Raw genomic sequence first — 20,749 nt, forward strand, 5'->3', positions numbered from 1 at the left:
TAAGTCCGGTTTGTCCGCATCTCGGAAGTCACCTTGCTTGGAATTGAAGGTCTGCTTTGGGCTCGTGGCGGTCATTCGCTGCACTCGGCATGAGCATCCGCTTTGCGGACGAAGCTTCCTTTCGATGCGTTCGCACGAATGTCCGCTGTTGGGACGGCGTTCTGTTCATCGCTCCGAACTACGCACAGGCAGCTTGCTCGACGCCTTCATCTCTTTGAGTGACAGGTTCGAGCGAATGCTGGTCACACTGGGCAGACGCCGCAAAGTGCTGTCAACAAAAGCGCTGTAGTCGTCCAGATCGCGCGCGACCACGATCAGCAGGAAATCGTCCTCGCCGGTGGTGTTATGGCAGGCGAGGATATTGGGCGTGACCTCGATAATACGTTGGAACTCGGCGGTCGCGGCCTGATCGTGCTCTGAACAGCTCAACTGAACGAAGGCCATGACGCCGAGGCCCAGTTTTCGGCGATTGAGGTGAGCTTGGTAGCCCTCGATGATGCCCGTCTCTTCCAGTTTCTTGAGCCTGCGCCAGCAGGGGGTTTCGCTCATGTTCAGGTGCTCAGCCAGTTTGGCGTTGGTCATGCGCCCATCGCTTTGAAGCAGTTCGAGAATCTGTGCGTTGACTGGGTCGATGCTGGACAAGGGAAGAGTTTCCTCATTAGGTGCTCAGGTTGAGGGGGTTCTGCTCAAAATAATCATAATCAAGGGCAGAATAGCAAGGTAATTTCTTCATCACATGATAGCTTCCGCTCAACCAGTCGATAAAGCCGAAAGACCCTGCTATGAAAGCTGTCCTGTTCGAAAAATTTCAAGAAGCCCCCAAGGTCGTGAACGTGGCGGATCCTGCGCCCGAAGCTCATGGGGTCGTCCTCAAGGTGGAAGCCACTGGTGTCTGTCGCAGCGACTGGCACGGTTGGATGGGTCACGATAGCGATATCGAGGTTCCTCACATCCCCGGCCACGAACTGGCTGGTGTGGTCGAGGCGGTCGGCAAGGACGTGAAGAACTGGAAGGTGGGCGACCGGGTTACCGTGCCCTTCATCTGCGGCTGCGGGTCGTGCAGCGAATGTCATGCCGGGCATCAACAGGTGTGCCTGCATCAGGAACAACCAGGCTTCACCCATTGGGGCAGTTTCGCGGAATATGTGCCGATCCATCAGGCCGATCTGAACGTGGTTGCCTTACCTGAGACGATGGATTTTGCCACGGCCGCCAGCCTTGGCTGCCGGTTCGCCACCTCGTTTCGGGCCGTAATCGACCAAGGCAAAGTCAGCGCGGGCCAATGGGTCGCCGTGCATGGCTGCGGCGGCGTTGGTCTGTCCGCTGTGATGATCGCCAGCGCGGCGGGGGCGAATGTGATCGGGGTCGATCTCGACCCGGCGAAACTGGCTCTGGCCAAGGAGCTTGGCGCTGTCGCAGCCATTGACGGCAAGAGCGACGTGGTCGGGGCGATTAAGGAGATCACCAAGGGCGGCGCCCATGTCTCGCTGGACGCGCTTGGCCATCCTGCCACAATGACCAACTCGATCCTCTGCCTGCGGCCACGGGGCAAGCACATCCAGGTGGGCCTGATGCTGGGTGATCACGCTACCCCAGCCGTGCCAATGCCCAAGATCGTCGGTCAAGAGATCGAATTGCTCGGCTCCCACGGGACGCAAGCCCATCGCTATGGCGCAATGCTCGATATGGTCGAAAGCGGCAAGCTGAACCCTGCCCGTCTTGTCGGTGACAAGATCAGCATCGACGCGGCCCCCGAGGCGCTGATGAACATGGACAAGTTCCAGTCGGTCGGCGCAACCGTCATCACGAGCTTCTGAGCCATGGACAACATAGCTTTCATCGGCGGCGGCAATATGGCGTCGGCCATCATTGGCGGAATGATCGCCAGTGGGTGGGCACCCTCGTGGATCACGGTTGTCGAGTCGAATGCCGACCAGAGGGATCGACTGGCGAGTGAGCACGGCGTCCACACAACAGACGATGTGACCAGCGCCGCTGCCGCTGACATCATCGTGCTAGCTGTCAAACCTCAGGTCATTGCTGCTGTGGCCAAACAGATGGATGCAGACCTGTCTGGCAAGCTGATCCTCAGCATTGCCGCCGGGGTTACGATTGCATCGCTTGAAAGCTTCTTTGGACCGGTCGCCATCGCCCGCACCATGCCCAACACACCAGCCCTGCTTGGTCTGGGGGCGACGGGGCTTTACGTGAACGAACACACGACCGAAGCACAATGCGCAGCGTCTAAAGCCATCATCGAGGCCTTCGGCATTTGCGTCACCGTCGAACGTGAAGACCTTCTGGATGTTGTCACGGCTGTATCAGGCAGTGGTCCCGCCTATTATTTTCTGATGCTCGAAGAAATGATCCGGGCCGGCACCGCTTTGGGTCTGCGCCCGGAGGATGCCAAGGCGCTGACCCTGCAAACGGCGCTTGGCGCTGCCACCATGGCCACCAAGGGAGATGCGCCAGAGGTTCTCCGAGCCCGTGTCACATCGCCCAACGGGACAACCCATGCGGCCATTGTCTCGATGCAGGAGAACGGCTTTGGGGACGTGATCGCAAAGGCAATGATCGCCTGCCGCGACCGGGCCGTCGAACTGGGGAAGGCAGAGCAATGATCATTCGATGGTGGCGCGCCGTGGCCGGGTCTCAGGCCGTTCTTGACCAATACGCGGACCATCTGGAACGGACGACATTCCGGGAGATGGCTGAATTGCCCGGTCATCTTGGCGCGTCTTTGGCTGTCAAGGTGGATGGGACCAATTATGAACTGGTGGTGACCAGCCTCTGGTCCGACCTCGCTTCAGCGGGGCATTTTGAGAAGGGTGCGTTTGACGATGCCGTGGTCAAACCGAGCACTCAGAAGCTCCTGAAGTCCTTTGACTTGAAGGTTGAGTACTTCGAGACGCTGGTCACCACGGGTATCTTGGAGAAGGGCTGACTCAGGGTGTTTAAACAGGTTGAGGACTATCCCGTTGACCCCATCATGATCGGGGCCGACTACTTCGCGGCAGATCCCCGCAAGGACAAACTCAACCTGACCGTGGGCATCTATCAGGATGAACACGGCCAAACGCCTGTCCTGAAAGCCGTCAAGTTGGCCGAAAGAAAGCTGGTCGAAACGCAGACCAGCAAATCCTACCTCGCGCTGACCGGTGACGCTGAATACTGCCGTGTGCTGGGGCGTGAGATCATGGGTGATGCCTATGATGACGGTTGGGTTTCAGCACAGACCTCTGGCGGAGCCGTCGCCTTGCGAGTTATGGCGGATCTCTTGGCGCAGGTGCCGAAACCGCCCGTCGTTTGGCTGCAGACACCGACTTATGGCAACTACGTTCCAATTCTTAGTGCGGCCAAAGCGATTTTCGCGCAGGTGCCATACTACGACCGGCTTGCGGCTCAGATCACCTTTGACCAAATGCTAGAGGGGCTGAAGGCCGCCCGTGCGGGCGATGTCTTCCTCATGCAGGGCGTCTGCCACAACCCAACCGGCGCGGACATGACCCCAGAGCAGTTCGACGCGTTGCTCGATCTACTTGAGGCGCGCGGCATCGTCCCTTGGATCGACCTTGCGTATCTGGGCTTCGCCCAAAGCTGGGACGCCGATTGCGCCATGGCGCGCAAGATCGCCGGGCGGTTCCCCGAATGCATTGTCTGCATCACCCTTTCCAAATCTTTCGGCATTTACCGCGACCGTGCGGGGGCGTTGTTTGTGAAAACGCGCTCGGGCGACAGAGACCGAATGCACCGAGCCGTGTCCGCAATCGTCCGCTCTGGCGCATCCCATGCGCCGGATCATGGCCCATCAGTGGTGCGCACGATCTTGCAAGACGATATCGTCAAGGGGCTTTGGCTTGACGAGCTTGAGCAAATGCGCACGCGGGTCGCCCAGGTGCGCAAACAGATTGCGTATACCGAACGCGCCGAGTTTGGCACTGACAAATTAGCCTGTATTGCCCGGCAAGCCGGCATGTTCTCCCTTCTCCCACTGACCGAGGCGCAAGAAACCGCTCTTACGCGTGATCACGGCATCCATGTTGTGAAAGGCGGACGCGTGAACGTCGCTCGGCTCGGGGTGGAAGACATCACGAAGCTGATCGGAGCGATTTCAGAAGTAACGTCTGCGACATAGCGTTTAGCGTGCTGCATACTGTGTCAGCCGACCGAAATTACTCTTTCAAGTTTTCGCAAAGCAGACGTTCGTTCGAGCTGCAGCATCAGTCACTCTGGGCTCAAGGCAGTCATATGAGTCTTTCAGTCAGATGACGGCTTAGGAACGGAAAGCGGTCATTGATGGTGGTCATTCCGAGAAATTTCGCCCGAAGGTCTGCATTGAACGGCAGCGGACGTTCGCTGAAATCTGCTGAACGTCTGCCAAGCGGACTAAGCTGTCGTTTGTTGCGGCTGAGCAAATTTCTGCATTGGCTGGTTTGTGTTATCCGATTCTGTTTTTCGAAACATCAATTTGAATCTGCTCCAAGGGTTCTGCAAAGAACAGTTTGACTAACTGTCTAAGTCCAACGCCTTCACCAATTCGAAGACTTGGCTACGCATCCAAGCCGCCATCGGGGCGTTGTCGGAACGCTTGTGCCAGATGCCGATGATCAACGCCGGTTCAATATGCATCGGAGGTTCGAACACGTTAAGTCCGAATGTCTTGGCCACTTTCTTTGCAAGTTGCGCGGGTACAAGCGCAATGAGGTCGCTTTCACTTACCGCGCGGCACACGCCACTGAAGACGGGCACGGTCATCGCAACCTGTCGCTGTTTTCCGACGCGACTAAGTGCAGCATCACCCATTGCAGCCAGATTCCCTTCTGGAGAAAACAAGACGTGGTGGAGTGCGCAGAACGTATCCATGTGCATCTGCGTTCCTTCCTGAAGCTCCTCAAGCTTTGGATTTCCCTTGCGAGCTATCACGTGGAACGGCGAATGGAAGAGTGGCTCCCGATTGACCCAGTCCGGCAGGAGCAAATCTGGGATCAGTGCTATGTCAGCGTTGCGTCGTTCAAGACTGGCCACATAGTCATTCGGAACCAGATCAACCAGCTGAGCTCGTAGATTGGGCGCTGACTTTTGCAGGAGATCTCCTAAGGGTGGCATCAGTAGTTCCGCGAAAAAATCGCTGGCGGCGATCCGGAAAGTGCCTTCAGCGGTTCGCGGATCAAAGGTAGCTGGCGGAGCTAGCAGAGCCGCAAGACGTTCGAGTTCTTCGCGCAAACCGGTTTCAATCCTGGACGCATAATCGGTAGCAACCAAATGGTTTCCCTGACGGACAAAAACGGGGTCGTCCAAGGCATGACGAAGACGCGACAATGCTCCGGAGACTGCGGATTGCGACATGCCGAGCTTGTCGGCCGCCTTGACAGTTGAGCCTTCGCTAAAGAGGGCGTCCAACACGCGCAAAAGATTGAGGTCCAATGTAGCGAAATTCACCTGGCCGATATCCTATATTTGATATTGCGGTTTGCCTGATAGGTTGGCTTTCGGATAGGCTTCTGTCAACGGAAGCGCTTTCGTTTCAATCCGATGCTAATGGAGAGAAACGATGAAGGACATGGCCCAAATCGACGGAGCTATCGAATGGCTCGGCGTAAAATACAAAACCATCCTCGGCCCAGAACAGACAGGCGGCGATATGTCCATCGTCGACAGCTGGTCCCCTGCGGGTAGCGGGCCTCCGCGCCATGTGCATCACAACGAAGACGAAACCTTCGTGATCCTCACCGGCGCATGCAAGTTCTGGTTGGAAGGCAAAGAGTTTACCGCAGGGGCCGGCGAAAGCGTATTCATCCCACGAGGCAAGGAGCATACCTTCAAGGTGACAGACGACGAACCTTGCCGCCATCTCGTGATCCTGACACCGGGCGGATTCGAAGGTTTCTTTTCCGACATGGCAGCCGGTCAGTGCCGTATCCCAGAAGACATGCCTGCCATCGAAGAGAGCGCCAAGCGGCACAACATGGCCTTTACCGGCCCGCCGTTGGATTGAAGCCATGACTGAGAAACACATTGTCTATCATATCCCCGTCTGTCCCTTCTCGCAGCGACTGGAAATCCTGCTGGCGCTGCGCGGACTGACGGATGCGGTAGAATTTCGTATCGTGGACATCACCAAACCGCGCGATCCCGAATTGCTAGCCAAGACCCGAGGGACGACAGCCTTGCCTGTGCTTGAAACCAGCGACGGCCGTATTTTGAAAGAAAGCCTCGTGATACTGCGCTATCTTGACGAGGCTCTACCAGGGCCACCATTGCGCCGCAGTGATCCTGCCGAGCACGCCATTGAGTCGATGCTGATTGCCCGCGAAGGACCCTTCACAATGGCAGGCTATCTCTTTGTCATGAATCAGGATCAAGCGCGCCGAGATGAGCATTTGAGTAAACTTCTCGCGCTTTATCGAGACCTTGATGATTTCCTAGGTCATTACAATCCGACTGGCCCATTCTTGTTCGAGGACTTCGGTTTGGCAGAGGCTGTTTTTACCCCGATGTTCAAGCGGTTTTGGTTCCTTGACTACTACGAAGGGTTTAATCTTCCCGACGGCAAAGAGTACGACCGGGTGCGGATGTGGCGTGATGCAAGTATGGCGCATCCCTCAACTGCGCAGGTGACCGAAGAGGAGATCGTCAAGCTTTACTACGACTACGCGCTCGGGGCCGGAAACGGTGCCCTACCTGACGGTCGCAGCGTTTCAAGCTTCACTTTCGAACCGCCCTGGCAGTCAAGGCCCATGCCCCCCAAGGAAAAGTATGCAGTTACTGCCTCCGACAAAGAGCTTGGCCTTGTCGAATGACCATGGAGTAGATACTCGGCAACGGAAATTCATGCGCCGCGCGGAATCGGGCAATTTGGGCTCTATGCAGATACCCAAAAAAGGGATTCTCATTGGCGGGAAATTAACCTCCCAAAGACTAGCTTTGCAGTCTTTCTGAGATATCCGTCGCTGCCTTGACGACCGATACCGCCAGAGTTTCGAGCTTACTGTCTGGAAATCTTGTAATTGGTCCCGAGATCGAAACGCCAGCCACAACCTTTCCCAAAGAGTCGAATACAGGTGCTGCAATACAACGCATGCCTGGGAAGCGTTCCTCATCGTCCAACGTCCAGCCCCGACGCCTGGATTTACGGAGTTCTTCCTGTAACTCCTTTATGTCAGTAATTGAATTTGGCGTCTGACTTACCAGTGTTAGCGGCGTCAAAAGACTCTCTAACTCAGCCTTGTCCATAAAGGCCATGATGGCTTTACCCACACCGGATGGGTGCTGTCAGACGAATTCGAACCAGTCTCAGTTTGCTGCGAAAACCGCGAACCTATCCGGAACAAAGTTGACGCCACTCGCTAAGAGCGGCGGCGCGGGTCAGCTTGAAGGTGTCTCGACTGGCTAGCGATCTTTCTTGGTTGAAGTGGTTGTAGACAGAGGTATGGACTAAGGCGAATTTCTGTAGACTTCGCATGCGCCTGAAACGCTGCATCGCGCGTTCGCGTCGTCGAAACGGCAGGTGCGAATTCTCCACGCGGTTGTTGAGCCACCTGCCCGTCTGTTGTTTATCGAGTGCGCCCATTTCTCTGAGCGCTGGCGTGTAGGAAGCGAAGCGATCTGTGACGATCTCTTCGGCGCAACCGTGTCGCTTCATCAATTTCTTGAGGAATTTCAGTGCCGCAGCTTTGTTTCGGCGTTTGGTGACAACGGCTTCTAACACCTCACCTTCGTGATCAACAGCCCGCCAAAGATAATGCCGCTTGCCACTCACCTTTACGAAAACCTCGTCCACATGCCACTTCCATTTGGAGTATGCCCTCAATTGCTGAACACGCTTCCGCCTGATTTCAGAAGCAAACATGGGGCCAAACCTGTTCCACCAGTATCGGACAGTTTCGTGGCTCACGTCGATGCCTCGCTCGTGCAGCAGATCTTCGACGTTCCGAAGCGAGAGCGGGAAACGGATGTACAGCATAACCGCCAAGCGGATGATCTCGGGACTGGTTTTAAAGTATTTAAATGAGGCAGGTTTGGTCATGTGCAAAAGCTACGCAACCGTCCTTCCTGCCTCAAGACAACTTCTTCTGACAAGACCATTGTTACACCTCAGCTATTGCTGCATCGCAGCGTACCTGCTGCAATGCAGAAATAGTTGACTTTGATAGCGCTCACAATCACGGTTTTTGGAACAGCCCCCTTGCCAAAGCGGCATAGTTGGTAAGTGTAGATGGATATCGCTTCACAAATGTTGATATTTGCGACCGTGGTTGACCATGGAAGCATTTCGGCTGCCGCGCGGTCGTTAGGGCAGACGCCATCGGCGGTGAGCAAACAGATCAGCGTTCTCGAGAACCACGTAAAGCATCGTTTACTCAACCGCGTGAGAACCGGTGTTATTCCAACGCAAGAAGGACAAGAGTTTTATGACCGCTGCAAAGCGATGGCTGACAAGTGCAAAGAGGCCCATGACCTGATTTCACAATTGGACGGCAATCCTAGAGGAAATTTGAAAGTTGCATCTACCGTGGCGTTTGGAAAATCACAACTGATCCCAGCGTTGCCAAAGTTCTTGAACCAGTTTCCTGATGTGCAAGTAGCGTTAGATATTACGGACCGGAATATTGATTTGCAGGCCGAGGGTTATGACGCAGTCGTTTGTTTTGCCGAACAAGCTAAAGATCCGGACACCATTTCCCGCCGGATAATGAGCAGCCATCGGGTCTTATGCGCGGCCCCATCATATTTGGCTCGCTACGGAGCACCTGAAAGCTTCTCTGATCTTTCGAGCCATAACTGTCTTAGGGTTTCCGAAGGTGATGGGCGCAATTATTGGAGGAATCAGAATCCGAGCGACACGAAGTACTTTGAGGTGCAAGGTCGTTTTTAGGGGAACAGTACAGACGTCATTTTATTCGCGACGTTGGCCGGAATTGGGATTGCAAGGCTCCCCTTGTATTTGACGGAGGAGAAGTTCAAGTCCGGTGAATTGGTGCATATCCTTGAGGACTACGCTCCTCCAAGCACAGAGATTGTCGTAATGTTTGCAGACAGAAGAAACTTGGCGCCAAAAACGCGCGCCTTTATCGAATTTCTTGTTCAAGAGTTTCGTGGCCGCTCGGTTAGAGCTCAAAGCTAACATTGACCCAGAGCGTCGCTATCCCTCCATGTTCGAACCGATCCATGGGTCTGCGTTTGACATCACCGGTAAAGGAATCGCGAACCCAGTAGCCACATTCTGGACCGCATCGCAAATGCTCGACCATCTGGGTGAGCCCTGCGCAGCATGCCGCCTGATGCGCGCCGTCGAAAAAGTCTGTGCAGATGGCATTTTGACACCAGATGTAGGAGGGAACGCAACGACCCCACAAGTGACAGACGCGGTCTGTGATGCAATCCGAGGTGAAAACACTTAGCCCTCTGGGCGTCAGGGCGAGCGTGGAGACAACTGCTTGTCGCCGTATCGACAGTCCCCTATTGAGTGGTGTCTAACCGTAAATCTCTTCAAAGAAACGAGCTAGAGAGTCCCAATCTGCTAGAGGTAGGACATTGGCGACATATTGGTCGGGACGCACGATTATAGTGCACCCATCAACGCGATTGATCGCACGCATTTCGTAGATGTCACCCTGCCCTTTGTGATCGACACAAAAAACTTTCTCGTGATCCTGCAACCCAAGTTTGCCTTTTTTAGGCTTAAGCTGCGATGGCATTTCCTCGTAGGTAAGTTGGTCAAAGGTTTCCTGAAATACCACGCGTAGGTCGATTAGGGCATCGGCGCATTCTTCCGGTCGGATGTTTTTCATGACAGGCGAATTCTCGTTCTGCTCCATCCATTCGGCAAGTTGGTAGATGGGCTCGTGATCGCGGCCAGCGAACGCAAAGATCCGCCACCGGCCATCCGCCAATGCAACGTGACCCAGTTGCATTTGTTTGGCATCCGACACCCGCACCACTGGAGCAGAATGGAACCTTTTTCCAATCACCTGACCCGCTGCAAGAGCTTGATGGGTTGGTGCTCCGATAAGCTTGGATTGGTCATATTTCACAGCCAGACCACCCGTGAACTCAAGGTTCTCTTTGAAGGCCCGAACAAAACGAGGCTCATCACCGTCGTCGAGCTCACTTTGACCTGGTGGTGCTGACATGATGCGGGCCCATGCGTGGTCGGTTTCAACCAATCGCTTTGCTTCGACCCAACGTTCGGCGGAATAGGAATGCAGCAAGCTGGGAGAACAACGCCCCTGCAAAACATGCGCCAGCTTCCAGCCAAGGTTGAAAGCATCTTGCATTGACACATTCATCCCCTGACCTGCTTTGGGGCTATGAGTGTGGCACGCGTCCCCAGCGGTAAAGACACGTGGGGTTCGCGTTACAGCTTCGCTCTCGGGGACATCATCAAACCGGTCGGTTATACGATGGCCAATCTCATATATGGACCACCAGACGACTTCTTTCACATCGACTGTGTAAGGGTTCATTATCCGATTGGCCGCCGCGATCATGTCTGCTTCATCAAATCCTCGTTCGGCCACCCGCTCATCTTCTCGCAACTTTTCCAACTCGACATACATGCGGAAAAGATAACCACCTTCGCGCGGTAGGATGAGTATGTTTCCCTCACGCGCTGAAGTGATCAAACATTTCTGACGCACATCCGGAAAGTCCGTATTCGCCAGTATATCCATAACACCCCAGGCTTGATGCGCCGTGTCACCGTTCAGTTTCCCACCTATGGCACGGCGCACGTTGGATCGCGCTCCATCGCAGCCGACAACGTATTTTGCGCGCACCTTGCGGGTTTGTCCCCAATCTACACCCGTATCTTCAAGCGTGACGGTAACCGGGTAGTCATCGATGCTCGTATCGATTTGCACGTCTTTTACAGACCAGCTGTAGTCTGGTGCCAATCGGGCAGGTGAATTTGCCATCACATTCAAAAACAACTGATGCAGGCGCGCTTGATTTATCAAAATATGAGGCATTTCCGATGAGTCATCCGCCACGTCCTGGACACGCCCAATGCGCTTGATGTTTTCTGGCTTCTTAGGATCAGGCATCCAGAAGCTGGTTTGGTTGACCCAGTAACTTTCGCGCTTGATTGTCTCGGCAATTCCAAAGGCCTGAAACATTTCCATGGTGCGGATATTGATGCCGTCGGCTTTACCTTTGTTGATATTTCGCGGATCACGCTCCACGATCATGGTTTCGATTTCGGGAAACTGCGACAGCTGCGCCGCTAGGCACAATCCTGCAGGTCCGGTTCCAGCGATAAGAACATCAACTTTTTCGGGTAGCGGAGCGTGCTCTGACATGTCTCGCCGCCTGGGCGACGCATTTTTTATGTCTGGGTCACCACCACGAAAGCCGTCCAGGTAAAATTGCATCGTCATCCCCCTTATTGTGCACATCGAACGAAAGTTCAAATTAGTATGTATACTTATTAATCAAAAGGCGCAAGAATAATATGTACACATATCTTATTGCATCCTAATTGTATCTGCTGGAGACTACCGAAACCAGAAGACCCAACCTTTGAGGCCTCTATGAAAGCGACTCGCATGGCCGGACACCTGATCCGGCGTTTGCACCAGAAGTCCACACAGGTTTTTGCGTCCAAACTTCAACAAGAAGGATTGGATCTAACGCCTGTCCAGTTTTCGGCAATGGACGCCATTCGCTCAGTACCCGGATTGGATCAGGCTCAGATCGCGACTCTCATTGCTTATGATCGCGCCACCATCGGAGGCGTAATCGATCGGCTTGAGAAGAAAGGATTGGTAGTACGCACAGTAAGCACCAAAGATCGACGTGCACGCGAAGTGCGACTGACAGAAGCAGGCAACGAGCTTTTTCAAAAGGCTCTTCCAGTCGTATTCAATCTTCAAAATGACATTTTGGACGGGCTGGATGACGTAAGCCGTGATGTATTTTTAAAGTTGATTGAAACCGCCCTGCGAGAAGACAAGGCCTAGAACGCCAAATTGAAGCTGATTCTGCACTTAGTGAACCAATTTCACATCCCGACCAACCCATAGAAGGCAACGTTATAGTTTCTAAAATTGGAAACTATAACCTATAAATCATCAATTTACCTTTTGGGTTTGTATAGGCAAACTACTTTCTGGAGGAGTTCTAGTTGCGGGCATAGCTTGCTGTCTGCGCGGGATTGGGTGGAGATCTAAGCAGTTTTAGTACCGGCTAACCCGGCGCCTAAAAGTCATACAAAAAGCAATGAACTGTTATTGAAACGCGCAAGAGTCAGACCCACTACACCCCGGCCTATGCCAACTACAAGAACCGAAAGAACGAAAAAAGCTAGATGCATATTGTTATGCGATATAATCATTGTAGAGGCCAATTGTTGTCGATGACACAACGGCTTTGAGGTCATCAAGGGAGGAGACCATGAATAAGACTCGCAGAACCATTCTCAAGACTGCGGTAGCAGCAATTGCCTTTAGCGCCGTGACCACGAGTGCATTCGCGGCAGACGTTACTTTGCGCATGCATCAATTCCTGCCCGCAAAGGCAAATGTTCCCAAAAACATTCTCGATGTCTGGGCGGATAAGATCGAAGCCGAATCCGACGGGCGCATCGAAATCCAGCGCTTCCCAGCCATGCAGCTCGGCGGGAAACCCCCTGAACTGATTGATCAGGCCATCGACGGAGTGGCGGACATCGTGTGGACTGTTGCGGGATACACGCCGGGTCGATTCCCGCGCACCGAGGTATTTGAGCTGCCTTTTACCATGACAAATGCCGAAGCCATGTCCCGTGCGTATTGGGAATTAGCGGAAGAGACGATGATGGATGAAGACTTCAAGCAATTGAAGGTTCTTGGTCTCTGGGTACATGGACCAGGTTTGATCCACTCAAAGAAGCCAATTGAAAGTGTAGGAGACTTAAACGGTGTCAAACTTCGCGCACCGACGCGCGTGACCAATGGTATGTTTGGCTCGTTGGGAGCGACGCCGGTAGGCATGCCCGTCCCCGCGGTTCCTGAAGCACTGTCCAAAGGGGTAATCGACGCCACAGTCATCCCTTGGGAGGTCACCGGCGCCCTAAAAGTGAATGAGCTGGTCGACAACCACACCACCTTTGGTGATGACTCGCTTTACACCACGACCTTCATCTTCGCGATGAACAAGGACCGCTGGGATGCTCTGCCTGACGACCTGAAAGCAATCATTGATGCAAACTCAGGCCTTGAGTTCTCGGCATTTGCTGGCAAACAGATGCAAATGGACGACGAAGGCCCACGACAGCAGGCCGTGGATCGCGGCAATAATATAATAACGTTGTCGCCAGAACAGGTTGCGGAGTGGAAAGCTGCCGCGCAGCCCACCACTGATGCCTGGATTGCCGAAATGGACGAAAAAGGAATGGACGGTACTGGCCTCCGTTCCCGAGCGCTTGAACTGATCGAGCAACACTCGAACTAAGCGACTTCCTCCCCAGAGCGATCTAAAGCTCTGGGGACACTTATCCGGAGATCATCATGCAGAGATTGGTGGAACGCTTTGCGCGCTTCATGGCCATCACAGGTGGACTGGTCCTAACCCTGTTGGTCGTGTTGACATGCGTCAGCGTCATCGGACGCGGGCTGAATACGTTTGGTCATTCAGAGTTTTTGAAATCCATCTCTGACTCTGCTGCCAGTGCATTAATTGCTACAGGCGTTGGTCCACTAAACGGGGACTTTGAGCTAGTGGAGGCCGGTGTCGCCTTTTCGATCTTTGCTTTTTTGCCGATATGCCAGCTCTACAGCAGCCACGCGACGGTCGATGTATTCACAAACGCACTTCCAATCAAAGCAAACAAGGCCCTCATTACCTTCTGGGAATTGGTCCTCACAGCCGTGATCGTTCTTATAACATGGCGTTTGTACGTCGGAATGGAAAGCAAGATGGCCTACGGTGAAACCACCTTCCTTTTGCAATTCCCGGTGTGGTGGGCCTATGGGCTGAGCTTCCTCGCTGCTGTCGTCGCCTCAGTGGTTGCCATCTACTGCGCCATCGCGCGAGTCGTTGAATTGGTTACCGGACGTCACATACTTCCTTATGCCGGGGAGGCAGTCCATTGAGCATGCTTGAGTTGGGCTACCTGTCCTTTCCAATCCTTCTGACTATGATTTTTCTGCGCGCGCCGATTGGCCTTGCGATGTTTCTATGCGGTATCGGCGGACTTTTTTTTGCCATGGGCGGAACCAATATGTTCATGGCCAAGCTAAAGACCGAAACCTATTCGACGTTCTCCAGTTACTCGCTGACCATCATCCCGATGTTTTTGTTGATGGGCCAATTTGCCACCCTTTCCGGCATGTCGTCGGCCCTATTCAAAGCGGCCGAAAGCTGGCTTGGGCATCGCAAGGGTGGCGTTGCGATGGCCGCAGTCGGTGCATGCGCCGGATTTGGTGCAATTTGCGGATCATCGCTGGCGACAGCAGCGACCATGAGCCGGGTCGCCTTACCAGAGCTTCGTCGGTATGGTTATTCTGGTGGTTTCTCGACTGCGACGCTGGCGGCCGGTGGTACCCTGGGGATTCTCATCCCGCCATCAGTGATCCTTGTAATCTACGCAATACTGACCGAACAAAACATCGCAAAGCTGTTCCTTGCAGCCTTTGTACCAGGCATTCTGGCCGCGATCGGTTATATAATCACAATCTCAATTTACGTCCGGCTTTACCCTGACTCTGCTGGAACGCGTGAGGCCATCCCATATGCAGAGCGCATGCGCGCGCTTTTGGATGTATGGCCTGTACTTTTGGTGTTCGGCCTTGTGGTGGGAGGAATCTATCTGGGTTGGTTTACACCCACAGAAGGCGCTGCAGTAGGGGCCGCGGGTACAGGGTTGATCGCTCTGGTCTCGGGAAATTTAAACTGGAAAGTCTTTGTGGAAAGCATCATTGCTACGGCAACCAGCACCGCAATGATCTTTTTCATTGTGTTGGGCGCGGGCCTTTACAACAGCTTCCTTGCGTTGACTCAGGTGCCTCAGGAGCTTTCCAATTGGGTTGTTGGCCTGGGTCTGAGCCCGTGGATGGTACTAACCCTGATCCTGGCGTTCTACCTGGTCTTTGGCTGCCTAATGGATAGCCTTTCAATGATTCTGCTGACGATCCCGATCTTCTTTCCGGTCATCAGCGTTCTAGATTTTGGAATGAGTCCCGAACATGTCGCCATTTGGTTTGGGATATTGGTTCTAATTGTTGTGGAGGTCGGACTAATCACGCCTCCAGTCGGGATGAACCTCTTTATCATCAACGCAATGGATCGCAGCACCCCAATGGTAGAAACCTACAAGGCTGTAATGTGGTTCGTCACTTCTGACATTGTCCGGGTCATCATTTTGGTGCTTTTCCCCGCCGTCACGCTCTTTCTAATTCCATAAACGAAACAACTTAGTAAACGGTGCGCCGTCTATCCAAAAAAATAGATATGAGACAAAACAATGATAGATCATACAAAAATGGAGGTTCCCTCATGTACTTAAGCGGAAATGTTGCTCTGGTCACCGGGGGTGGTAGCGGTCTGGGAGCAGCCACCGCGCGTCGCTTTGCTGCCCAGGGCGCAAAGGTTGCCATCCTGGATTTCAACATCGAAGCGGCTAGCCAGGTCGCGCAGGAGATTGATGGTGTTGCCGTGCAAACGGATGTTGCCGATGAAGCTGCAGTTGCCGCTTCATTTGACACAGTCACCGGGACCCTAGGTTCCGCGCCTCGCATCGCAGTCAGTTGTGCCGGTGTTGGCATGGCCGCACGCATAGTTGGGCGTGAAGGGAAACTCTCATTCGATGTCTTTGAGAAAACCCTGCGCGTGAACCTGTTCGGCACCTATAACGTCATGAGCTATGCGGCCAAACGCATGCTCGATTTGGAACCGCTATCCGACGGCGAACGTGGCGTGATCATCAATACGGCCTCGGTTGCATGGCAAGATGGTCAATTGGGCCAAGCAGCCTATGCAGCGTCGAAAGGCGCGATTGCCTCGATGTGTCTGCCCGCTGCACGCGAGTTTGCCCAAAACGGCATTCGCGTCATGGCGATAGCACCAGGATTATTCCACACGCCGATGATGGAGGGTCTGCCCGAAGATATTGCAGCAAAAATCACTGCGAACATTCCCTTTCCAGCCCGTCTTGGTGAACCCGATGAATTCGCGTTGCTGGCCGAACAAATCGTTGAAAATCCTTTCTTGAACGGAACCACAATACGTCTGGATGGTGCAGTGCGTCTGCCGCCTCGTTAAGGAGCCCCCTATGTCTGAACCCATTCTCGATATCCAGGTCGAAGGCCCGATCGCGACTTTGACCATGAATCGTCCGGGCAAACGCAATGCAATGTGCGAAGAGCTTTTGGAGGCGCTACAAGCCTTCTACTTCGATCCACCAGCAGATGTTCGCGTTGTTATCCTGACTGGCGTGGAGGGCCACTATTGTTCGGGTCTGGATTTGTCCGAGCATGTCCACCGCTCCGCCGAAGACAACCTGCATCATTCGCGCCACTGGCATACCGTCATGGAGAAGATCCAGTTTGGGGGGCTGATCACAGTCTCGGCAATGTTCGGCGCTGTAATCGGTGGCGGCTTGGAGATGGCCGCGTCTACGCATGTTAGAATTGCAGAAGCATCCACCATTTTTCAGCTTCCCGAGGGTCGGCGTGGTATCTTTGTTGGCGGTGGCGCCACGGCGCGCGTTGGTCGCCTGTTAGGGCCGGATCGCATGACCGAGATGATGCTCACCGGTCGCAAATACGGTGCGGACGAAGGGCTTTCATTGGGCCTTGCGCATTACTCAGTCGCAGATGGAACGGCGATGGAGTTGGCGCGAACACTGGCCGGTAAGGTTTCCCGCAACGCCCCCTTGTCAAACTATCTGATGGTTCAATCGATCTCCCGGATCAACGACATGTCTCAGGCCGATGGGCTGTACACAGAATCTCTTGCCGCTGCCCTCTCACAAACCACTCCCGACGCACAGGAGGGCTTAAACGCTTTCCTTGAAAAGCGCGCCCCAAACTTCAGGTAGGACGATGAAAAAAACTGTATCTTCCACAACTGAAGCCGCCGAAGTCATAGACGTCGACGATAGCACGTTGCGTGGCTTTATCGGCTACCACATGAAACGCGCCTTCAACGTTGTCCAAAACGATCTAACCCGAACGCTAAAGCCCTTTGATCTGCGTATGTTGACCTACACCGCGCTGGTTATGATCGTCGACAACCCTGGCCTGCGCCAGTCTCAGCTGGCTGATGCGATGGACATCGAACGCCCAAACCTTGTGGTCATCATCGACGAGCTGGAACGCCGCGAGTTGATCGTGCGCGACCGCGTGCCGACCGACCGCCGCGCCTACGCTCTCAAGGCGACGCTGGCCGGTCGGCAGCTTTACAACAAGGCAGTTGCCGCAGTTTCTGCACATGAAAAGCAGCTGCTGCGCGGTATCGATCAAGACACACTCGACACTGTTTTGACCGCGATGAAAGCGATCGAGAAATCCAGATAGGAGACAGGAAATTGAAACGCACCTCAGAGTTTCTGGCCCACTCGGTTGCTCGCGAAGACCGGCCCGACGGCACCATCCTGCTGCGTTCCAACTATGCATTGGGCCCGGTTGTTGAGAAGACCGGCGTCTGGCTGCAGGACTGGGCAAAGAAGGTTCCGGACCGCACCTTCATCGCAGAACGCAGCGGCGCAGGCTGGCGCGAGGAAAGCTATGCGAGCACCTTGCAAAAAGTTCGCGCAATCGCCAGCGCATTGCTGGCGCGCGGCATGGGTCCTGACACCCCGATTATCATCATGTCGGGCAACGGTGTTGACCACGGGCTGCTGTCATTGGCAGCGCAATATGTGGGCATACCTACAGCGCCGGTGGCCGAACAATATTCACTGATCCACGGAGCACATGGTCGACTGCGACACGCGATCGAACTGGTGGGCCCAAAGATGGCGTATGTCATCGATGCGGATCAATATGGCGAAGCATTGGCTCTGGATGCGCTCGACGGTATCGAGATTATCGCCTCGCGCACGGGACAAAAACCCAATGTGACTCCGTTCGAGGAGCTGCTGAAGGGTGATGCAAGCGTTGATCTGGCAGCCGCCTACGCCAAAGTTGGCCCTGAAAGTGTAGCCAAGATTCTGATGACCAGTGGATCAACCTCGGCACCCAAAGGCGTCATGACCACCCAACGCATGATGTGCGTCAACCAGACTATGTTGGCAGACGCCCTACCCTTTTTGCGCACCCGGCCGCCGCGCGTTGTCGATTGGCTGCCATGGAACCATGTGTTTGGCGGATCACACAACTTCAACATGATGCTCGCCAATGGGGGCAGCTTTTATATCGACGATGGCAAACCGGTCAAAGGCCTGTTCGACCGCACGCTTGAAAACCTGTCGATGGTAACAGGTACACTCAGCTTTAACGTCCCTGCCGGGTATTCCATGTTGCTTGGCGCGCTGCAGAACGATACCGATCTGCGCAAACGCTTTTTCCAGGACCTCGATCTTGTATTCTACGCTGGCGCGTCTCTTCCACAGGAAATCTGGACGGGCTTCGAGAACATGGCCATGGAGGTCAAGGGTGAAATTCCCCTGATGACATCGTCCTGGGGGCTAACCGAAACGGCCCCCGCCACTATGATGCAAAGCGAACCGATCGATCGGTCGGGCATTGTTGGCGTGCCTATGAACGGTGTGACGCTCAAACTTATCCCCGATGAAGACATGCGTTGTGAAATGCGGGTCAAAGGCCCGAACCTGATGCCGGGGTATTTTAAAGCACCTGACAAGACCAAAGACGCTTTTGACGAAGAAGGTTTCTTTATCACTGGCGACGCAATGCAGTTCATCGACATGAATGACGTCAACAAGGGCATGAAGTTTGACGGCCGCATTTCAGAAGACTTCAAGCTGTTGACCGGTACATGGGTCCGTGCAGCCCAGTTGCGTATGGATATGCTGACCTGCCTTGCGCCGCTGGCGACTGATCTGGTGATAACTGGAGCCGACCGGGATCAAATCGGCGTGATGATTTTCCCAGACATGGCTGAGCTGAAACGCGAAGGGTTTGATGTGAACGACCAGGATGGCGCCTATGTCTGCAAATTGCTGCAAGGAGAAATCCATCGCCGTCTTGCTGAGCGGGCACGGGAAATCTCGGGCAGTTCGACGCTGATCTCGCGCGCGATCGTTCTTAGTGAGCCCGCTTCGATGCCGGAAGGTGAGATGACGGCCAAGGGAAACCTTAATTTCCGAAAGGTGCTTACAAGACGCAAAGACCTGTTGGAACGGCTGTACAACAATGCCGATCCAGTAACTGTTTCGATTTAAGAAAGGAACACGGATATGGTTGATATCTCCAAAGTCCGCGCAATCGATATTCATACGCATGCCGAAGAACCTTGCGGGTGCCACAGCGACGATGGCTATGATGACCTGCAAGCGGCCATGGCGAAATACTTCAACGCCAAGATCGTGCAACCGACCATTGATGAAACGGCAGCTCATTTTCGCGCGCAGAACGTTGCAGCGGTGATTTTTCCGGTCGATGCCGAACGCGAAACCGGCTATCGCCGCTTTTCGAATGACGAAGTGCTTGAGCAGGTAAGCCGCAACAGCGATATCCTGATCCCCTTTGCATCAATTGATCCCTGGAAAGGCAAAATGGCAGTGCGCGAAGCCCGCCGTTTGATCGAAGACCACGGCGTCAAGGGGTTCAAATTTCACCCGACGATGCAGGGCTTTTATCCCAATGACCGTATGGCATATCCGTTTTATGATTTGTTGGCAGAGCATGGGTGCATTGGCCTGTTCCACACTGGGCAGACCGGTGTAGGCAGCGGCATGCCTGGAGGCAATGGGATGCGCCTGAAATTCTCGCACCCCATGTTTCTTGACGATGTTGCCGTCGACTTCCCGGACATGAAGATCATTATGGCGCACCCGTCCTTCCCTTGGCAGGAAGAGGCGCTTTCAGTCGCGCAGCACAAGCCCAACGTTTATATCGACCTGTCGGGCTGGTCGCCAAAATACTTCCCCCCTATCCTAGTGCGGTATTGCAATTCGATCCTTAGGAAAAAGGTGCTGTTCGGCTCTGACTGGCCAATGATCACACCGGAACGCTGGTTGGCTGATTTCGAAGCAATCGATATCAAGAACCACCTGCGCGAGGACATAATCAAGAACAATGCCGCACGCCTGCTGGGGCTGATGGACTAATGCAGATCCCCGTCCCTACTCTCGAACATAGCTTTACCCTTCGGGTCGAGCTGTCCTCTCCCCTCTCGCTTGGGCAAGGACGGGCTGGTCAACGCCGCATCATTCCAATTGTTGGGGGTGCGGCGCTAGGACCTGACATTACAGGTGACGTTCTAAACCTCGGCGCTGACTGGCAAACGATATTCGAAGACGGCGCAACTCATTTGGACACGCGATATGCCCTGCGCACCAGAGACGGCGCTGTAATCGAAATCGTCAACATCGGCACGCGGCACGGACCAGCCGAAGTCATGGACTGCCTTGCCAAAGGTGAAGATGTGGACCCTGCGCTGTATTACATGCGTACCGCTGCTCGTCTGGAAACCGGCGACGAACGATACCGCTGGGTGAACAATACCCTGTTCATCTGCGCTGGTATCCGCCGGTCTGGTGCCGTGGAAATCGCCTATCACCGGGTTTGCTAGCCCGCCCTACACTACCGAAATCAAAAAGATGGGAACAGCGGCACCGGTCCCATTCTAGAACGAATGATACCTG

22 protein-coding genes and 1 pseudogene are annotated in these 20,749 nt (G+C 54.2%); 18 read left to right on the forward strand and 5 right to left on the reverse strand.

Translation table 11 applies throughout. From position 1 onward, the window contains the following. Positions 1-165 precede the first annotated feature (165 nt). A complete protein-coding gene (locus GS636_RS12615) occupies positions 166-642 on the reverse strand; it encodes an Lrp/AsnC family transcriptional regulator (RefSeq protein WP_171669699.1) in 477 nt (158 codons plus the stop codon). A 140-nt stretch (positions 643-782) separates the two neighbouring features. On the opposite strand from GS636_RS12615, the gene GS636_RS12620 reads away from it, so the two are divergent. From GS636_RS12620 to GS636_RS12635, 4 genes are read left to right on the forward strand one after another with little or no spacing between them, the layout of a single operon-like run. Then, positions 783-1,817 carry a zinc-dependent alcohol dehydrogenase family protein gene (locus GS636_RS12620; RefSeq protein WP_171669700.1) on the forward strand — a complete coding sequence of 345 codons (1,035 nt, stop codon included), beginning with the start codon at positions 783-785 and terminating at the stop codon, positions 1,815-1,817. Between the two features lie 3 nt (positions 1,818-1,820). After that, positions 1,821-2,621 (forward strand): pyrroline-5-carboxylate reductase, encoded by an 801-nt coding sequence (gene proC, locus GS636_RS12625; protein WP_171669701.1) that lies wholly within the window; start codon positions 1,821-1,823, stop codon positions 2,619-2,621. After that, positions 2,618-2,944, forward strand: a complete 327-nt coding sequence (locus GS636_RS12630; RefSeq protein ID WP_171669702.1) for a hypothetical protein — start codon at positions 2,618-2,620, stop codon at positions 2,942-2,944. The genes proC and GS636_RS12630 overlap by 4 nt, the downstream gene beginning before the upstream one ends. A gap of 6 nt (positions 2,945-2,950) precedes the next feature. After that, positions 2,951-4,135 carry an aromatic amino acid transaminase gene (locus tag GS636_RS12635; RefSeq protein ID WP_171669703.1) on the forward strand — a complete coding sequence of 395 codons (1,185 nt, stop codon included), beginning with the start codon at positions 2,951-2,953 and terminating at the stop codon, positions 4,133-4,135. A 371-nt stretch (positions 4,136-4,506) separates the two neighbouring features. On the opposite strand, the gene GS636_RS12640 is transcribed toward GS636_RS12635, so the two are convergent. Beyond that, entirely contained in the window at positions 4,507-5,439 is a 933-nt protein-coding gene (locus tag GS636_RS12640; RefSeq protein ID WP_171669704.1) for a LysR substrate-binding domain-containing protein, read from the reverse strand. 112 nt (positions 5,440-5,551) lie between these two features. On the opposite strand from GS636_RS12640, the gene GS636_RS12645 reads away from it, so the two are divergent. Both GS636_RS12645 and GS636_RS12650 read left to right on the forward strand, forming a co-directional pair. Further along, on the forward strand, positions 5,552-5,995 hold the full coding sequence (locus GS636_RS12645) for a cupin domain-containing protein (protein WP_171669705.1): 444 nt from the start codon (positions 5,552-5,554) through the stop codon (positions 5,993-5,995). A 4-nt stretch (positions 5,996-5,999) separates the two neighbouring features. Next, positions 6,000-6,800 carry a glutathione S-transferase family protein gene (locus GS636_RS12650; RefSeq protein WP_171669706.1) on the forward strand — a complete coding sequence of 267 codons (801 nt, stop codon included), beginning with the start codon at positions 6,000-6,002 and terminating at the stop codon, positions 6,798-6,800. Between the two features lie 118 nt (positions 6,801-6,918). Here GS636_RS12650 and GS636_RS12655 read toward each other — a convergent pair whose 3' ends face one another. Beyond that, the gene (locus GS636_RS12655; RefSeq protein ID WP_171669707.1) at positions 6,919-7,242 is read right to left on the reverse strand and encodes an IclR family transcriptional regulator C-terminal domain-containing protein; all 324 of its coding nucleotides are present in this window, start codon (positions 7,240-7,242) and stop codon (positions 6,919-6,921) included. Between the two features lie 76 nt (positions 7,243-7,318). After that, positions 7,319-8,026 (reverse strand): IS6 family transposase, encoded by a 708-nt coding sequence (locus GS636_RS12660; RefSeq protein ID WP_171669708.1) that lies wholly within the window; start codon positions 8,024-8,026, stop codon positions 7,319-7,321. 207 nt (positions 8,027-8,233) lie between these two features. Between GS636_RS12660 and GS636_RS12665 the strand changes: the two are divergent. Together GS636_RS12665 and GS636_RS12670 are read left to right on the forward strand one after the other, a co-directional pair. Further along, positions 8,234-9,124: pseudogene (locus tag GS636_RS12665) on the forward strand (LysR family transcriptional regulator). Between the two features lie 28 nt (positions 9,125-9,152). Beyond that, the gene (locus GS636_RS12670; RefSeq protein ID WP_253762769.1) at positions 9,153-9,401 is read left to right on the forward strand and encodes an isocitrate/isopropylmalate family dehydrogenase; all 249 of its coding nucleotides are present in this window, start codon (positions 9,153-9,155) and stop codon (positions 9,399-9,401) included. 72 nt (positions 9,402-9,473) lie between these two features. Here the strand turns inward: GS636_RS12670 and GS636_RS12675 are convergent, their stop codons facing one another. After that, positions 9,474-11,372: an FAD-dependent monooxygenase gene (locus GS636_RS12675; RefSeq protein ID WP_171669709.1), complete on the reverse strand. Its 1,899-nt coding sequence runs from the start codon at positions 11,370-11,372 to the stop codon at positions 9,474-9,476. A 159-nt stretch (positions 11,373-11,531) separates the two neighbouring features. Between GS636_RS12675 and GS636_RS12680 the strand changes: the two genes are divergently transcribed. From GS636_RS12680 to GS636_RS12725, 10 genes are all read left to right on the forward strand, one after another. Then, complete coding sequence (locus GS636_RS12680) at positions 11,532-11,960, forward strand: MarR family winged helix-turn-helix transcriptional regulator (protein ID WP_171669710.1); 429 nt, start codon at positions 11,532-11,534, stop codon at positions 11,958-11,960. Positions 11,961-12,393: 433 nt separating this feature from the next. After that, entirely contained in the window at positions 12,394-13,431 is a 1,038-nt protein-coding gene (locus GS636_RS12685) for a TRAP transporter substrate-binding protein (RefSeq protein ID WP_171669711.1), read from the forward strand. Positions 13,432-13,487: 56 nt separating this feature from the next. Continuing rightward, positions 13,488-14,072 carry a TRAP transporter small permease gene (locus GS636_RS12690; protein ID WP_171669712.1) on the forward strand — a complete coding sequence of 195 codons (585 nt, stop codon included), beginning with the start codon at positions 13,488-13,490 and terminating at the stop codon, positions 14,070-14,072. Continuing rightward, positions 14,069-15,382, forward strand: a complete 1,314-nt coding sequence (locus tag GS636_RS12695; RefSeq protein ID WP_171669713.1) for a TRAP transporter large permease — start codon at positions 14,069-14,071, stop codon at positions 15,380-15,382. The genes GS636_RS12690 and GS636_RS12695 overlap by 4 nt, the downstream gene beginning before the upstream one ends. Positions 15,383-15,474: 92 nt before the next feature. Further along, complete coding sequence (locus GS636_RS12700; RefSeq protein ID WP_171669714.1) at positions 15,475-16,239, forward strand: SDR family NAD(P)-dependent oxidoreductase; 765 nt, start codon at positions 15,475-15,477, stop codon at positions 16,237-16,239. Positions 16,240-16,249: 10 nt separating this feature from the next. Then, on the forward strand, positions 16,250-17,017 hold the full coding sequence (locus GS636_RS12705) for a crotonase/enoyl-CoA hydratase family protein (protein WP_171669715.1): 768 nt from the start codon (positions 16,250-16,252) through the stop codon (positions 17,015-17,017). Between the two features lie 4 nt (positions 17,018-17,021). Next, positions 17,022-17,495 carry a MarR family winged helix-turn-helix transcriptional regulator gene (locus GS636_RS12710; RefSeq protein WP_171669716.1) on the forward strand — a complete coding sequence of 158 codons (474 nt, stop codon included), beginning with the start codon at positions 17,022-17,024 and terminating at the stop codon, positions 17,493-17,495. Between the two features lie 11 nt (positions 17,496-17,506). Beyond that, complete coding sequence (locus GS636_RS12715; RefSeq protein ID WP_171669717.1) at positions 17,507-19,324, forward strand: feruloyl-CoA synthase; 1,818 nt, start codon at positions 17,507-17,509, stop codon at positions 19,322-19,324. Positions 19,325-19,339: 15 nt separating this feature from the next. Continuing rightward, complete coding sequence (locus tag GS636_RS12720; RefSeq protein ID WP_171669718.1) at positions 19,340-20,212, forward strand: amidohydrolase family protein; 873 nt, start codon at positions 19,340-19,342, stop codon at positions 20,210-20,212. Further along, a complete protein-coding gene (locus tag GS636_RS12725) occupies positions 20,212-20,676 on the forward strand; it encodes a DUF3237 domain-containing protein (protein WP_171669719.1) in 465 nt (154 codons plus the stop codon). Before GS636_RS12720 ends, GS636_RS12725 begins: the two co-directional genes overlap by 1 nt. Positions 20,677-20,749 lie beyond the last annotated feature (73 nt).

The sequence above is a fragment of the Ruegeria sp. HKCCD4884 genome, assembly GCF_013110855.1.
Lineage (GTDB): Bacteria > Pseudomonadota > Alphaproteobacteria > Rhodobacterales > Rhodobacteraceae > Ruegeria.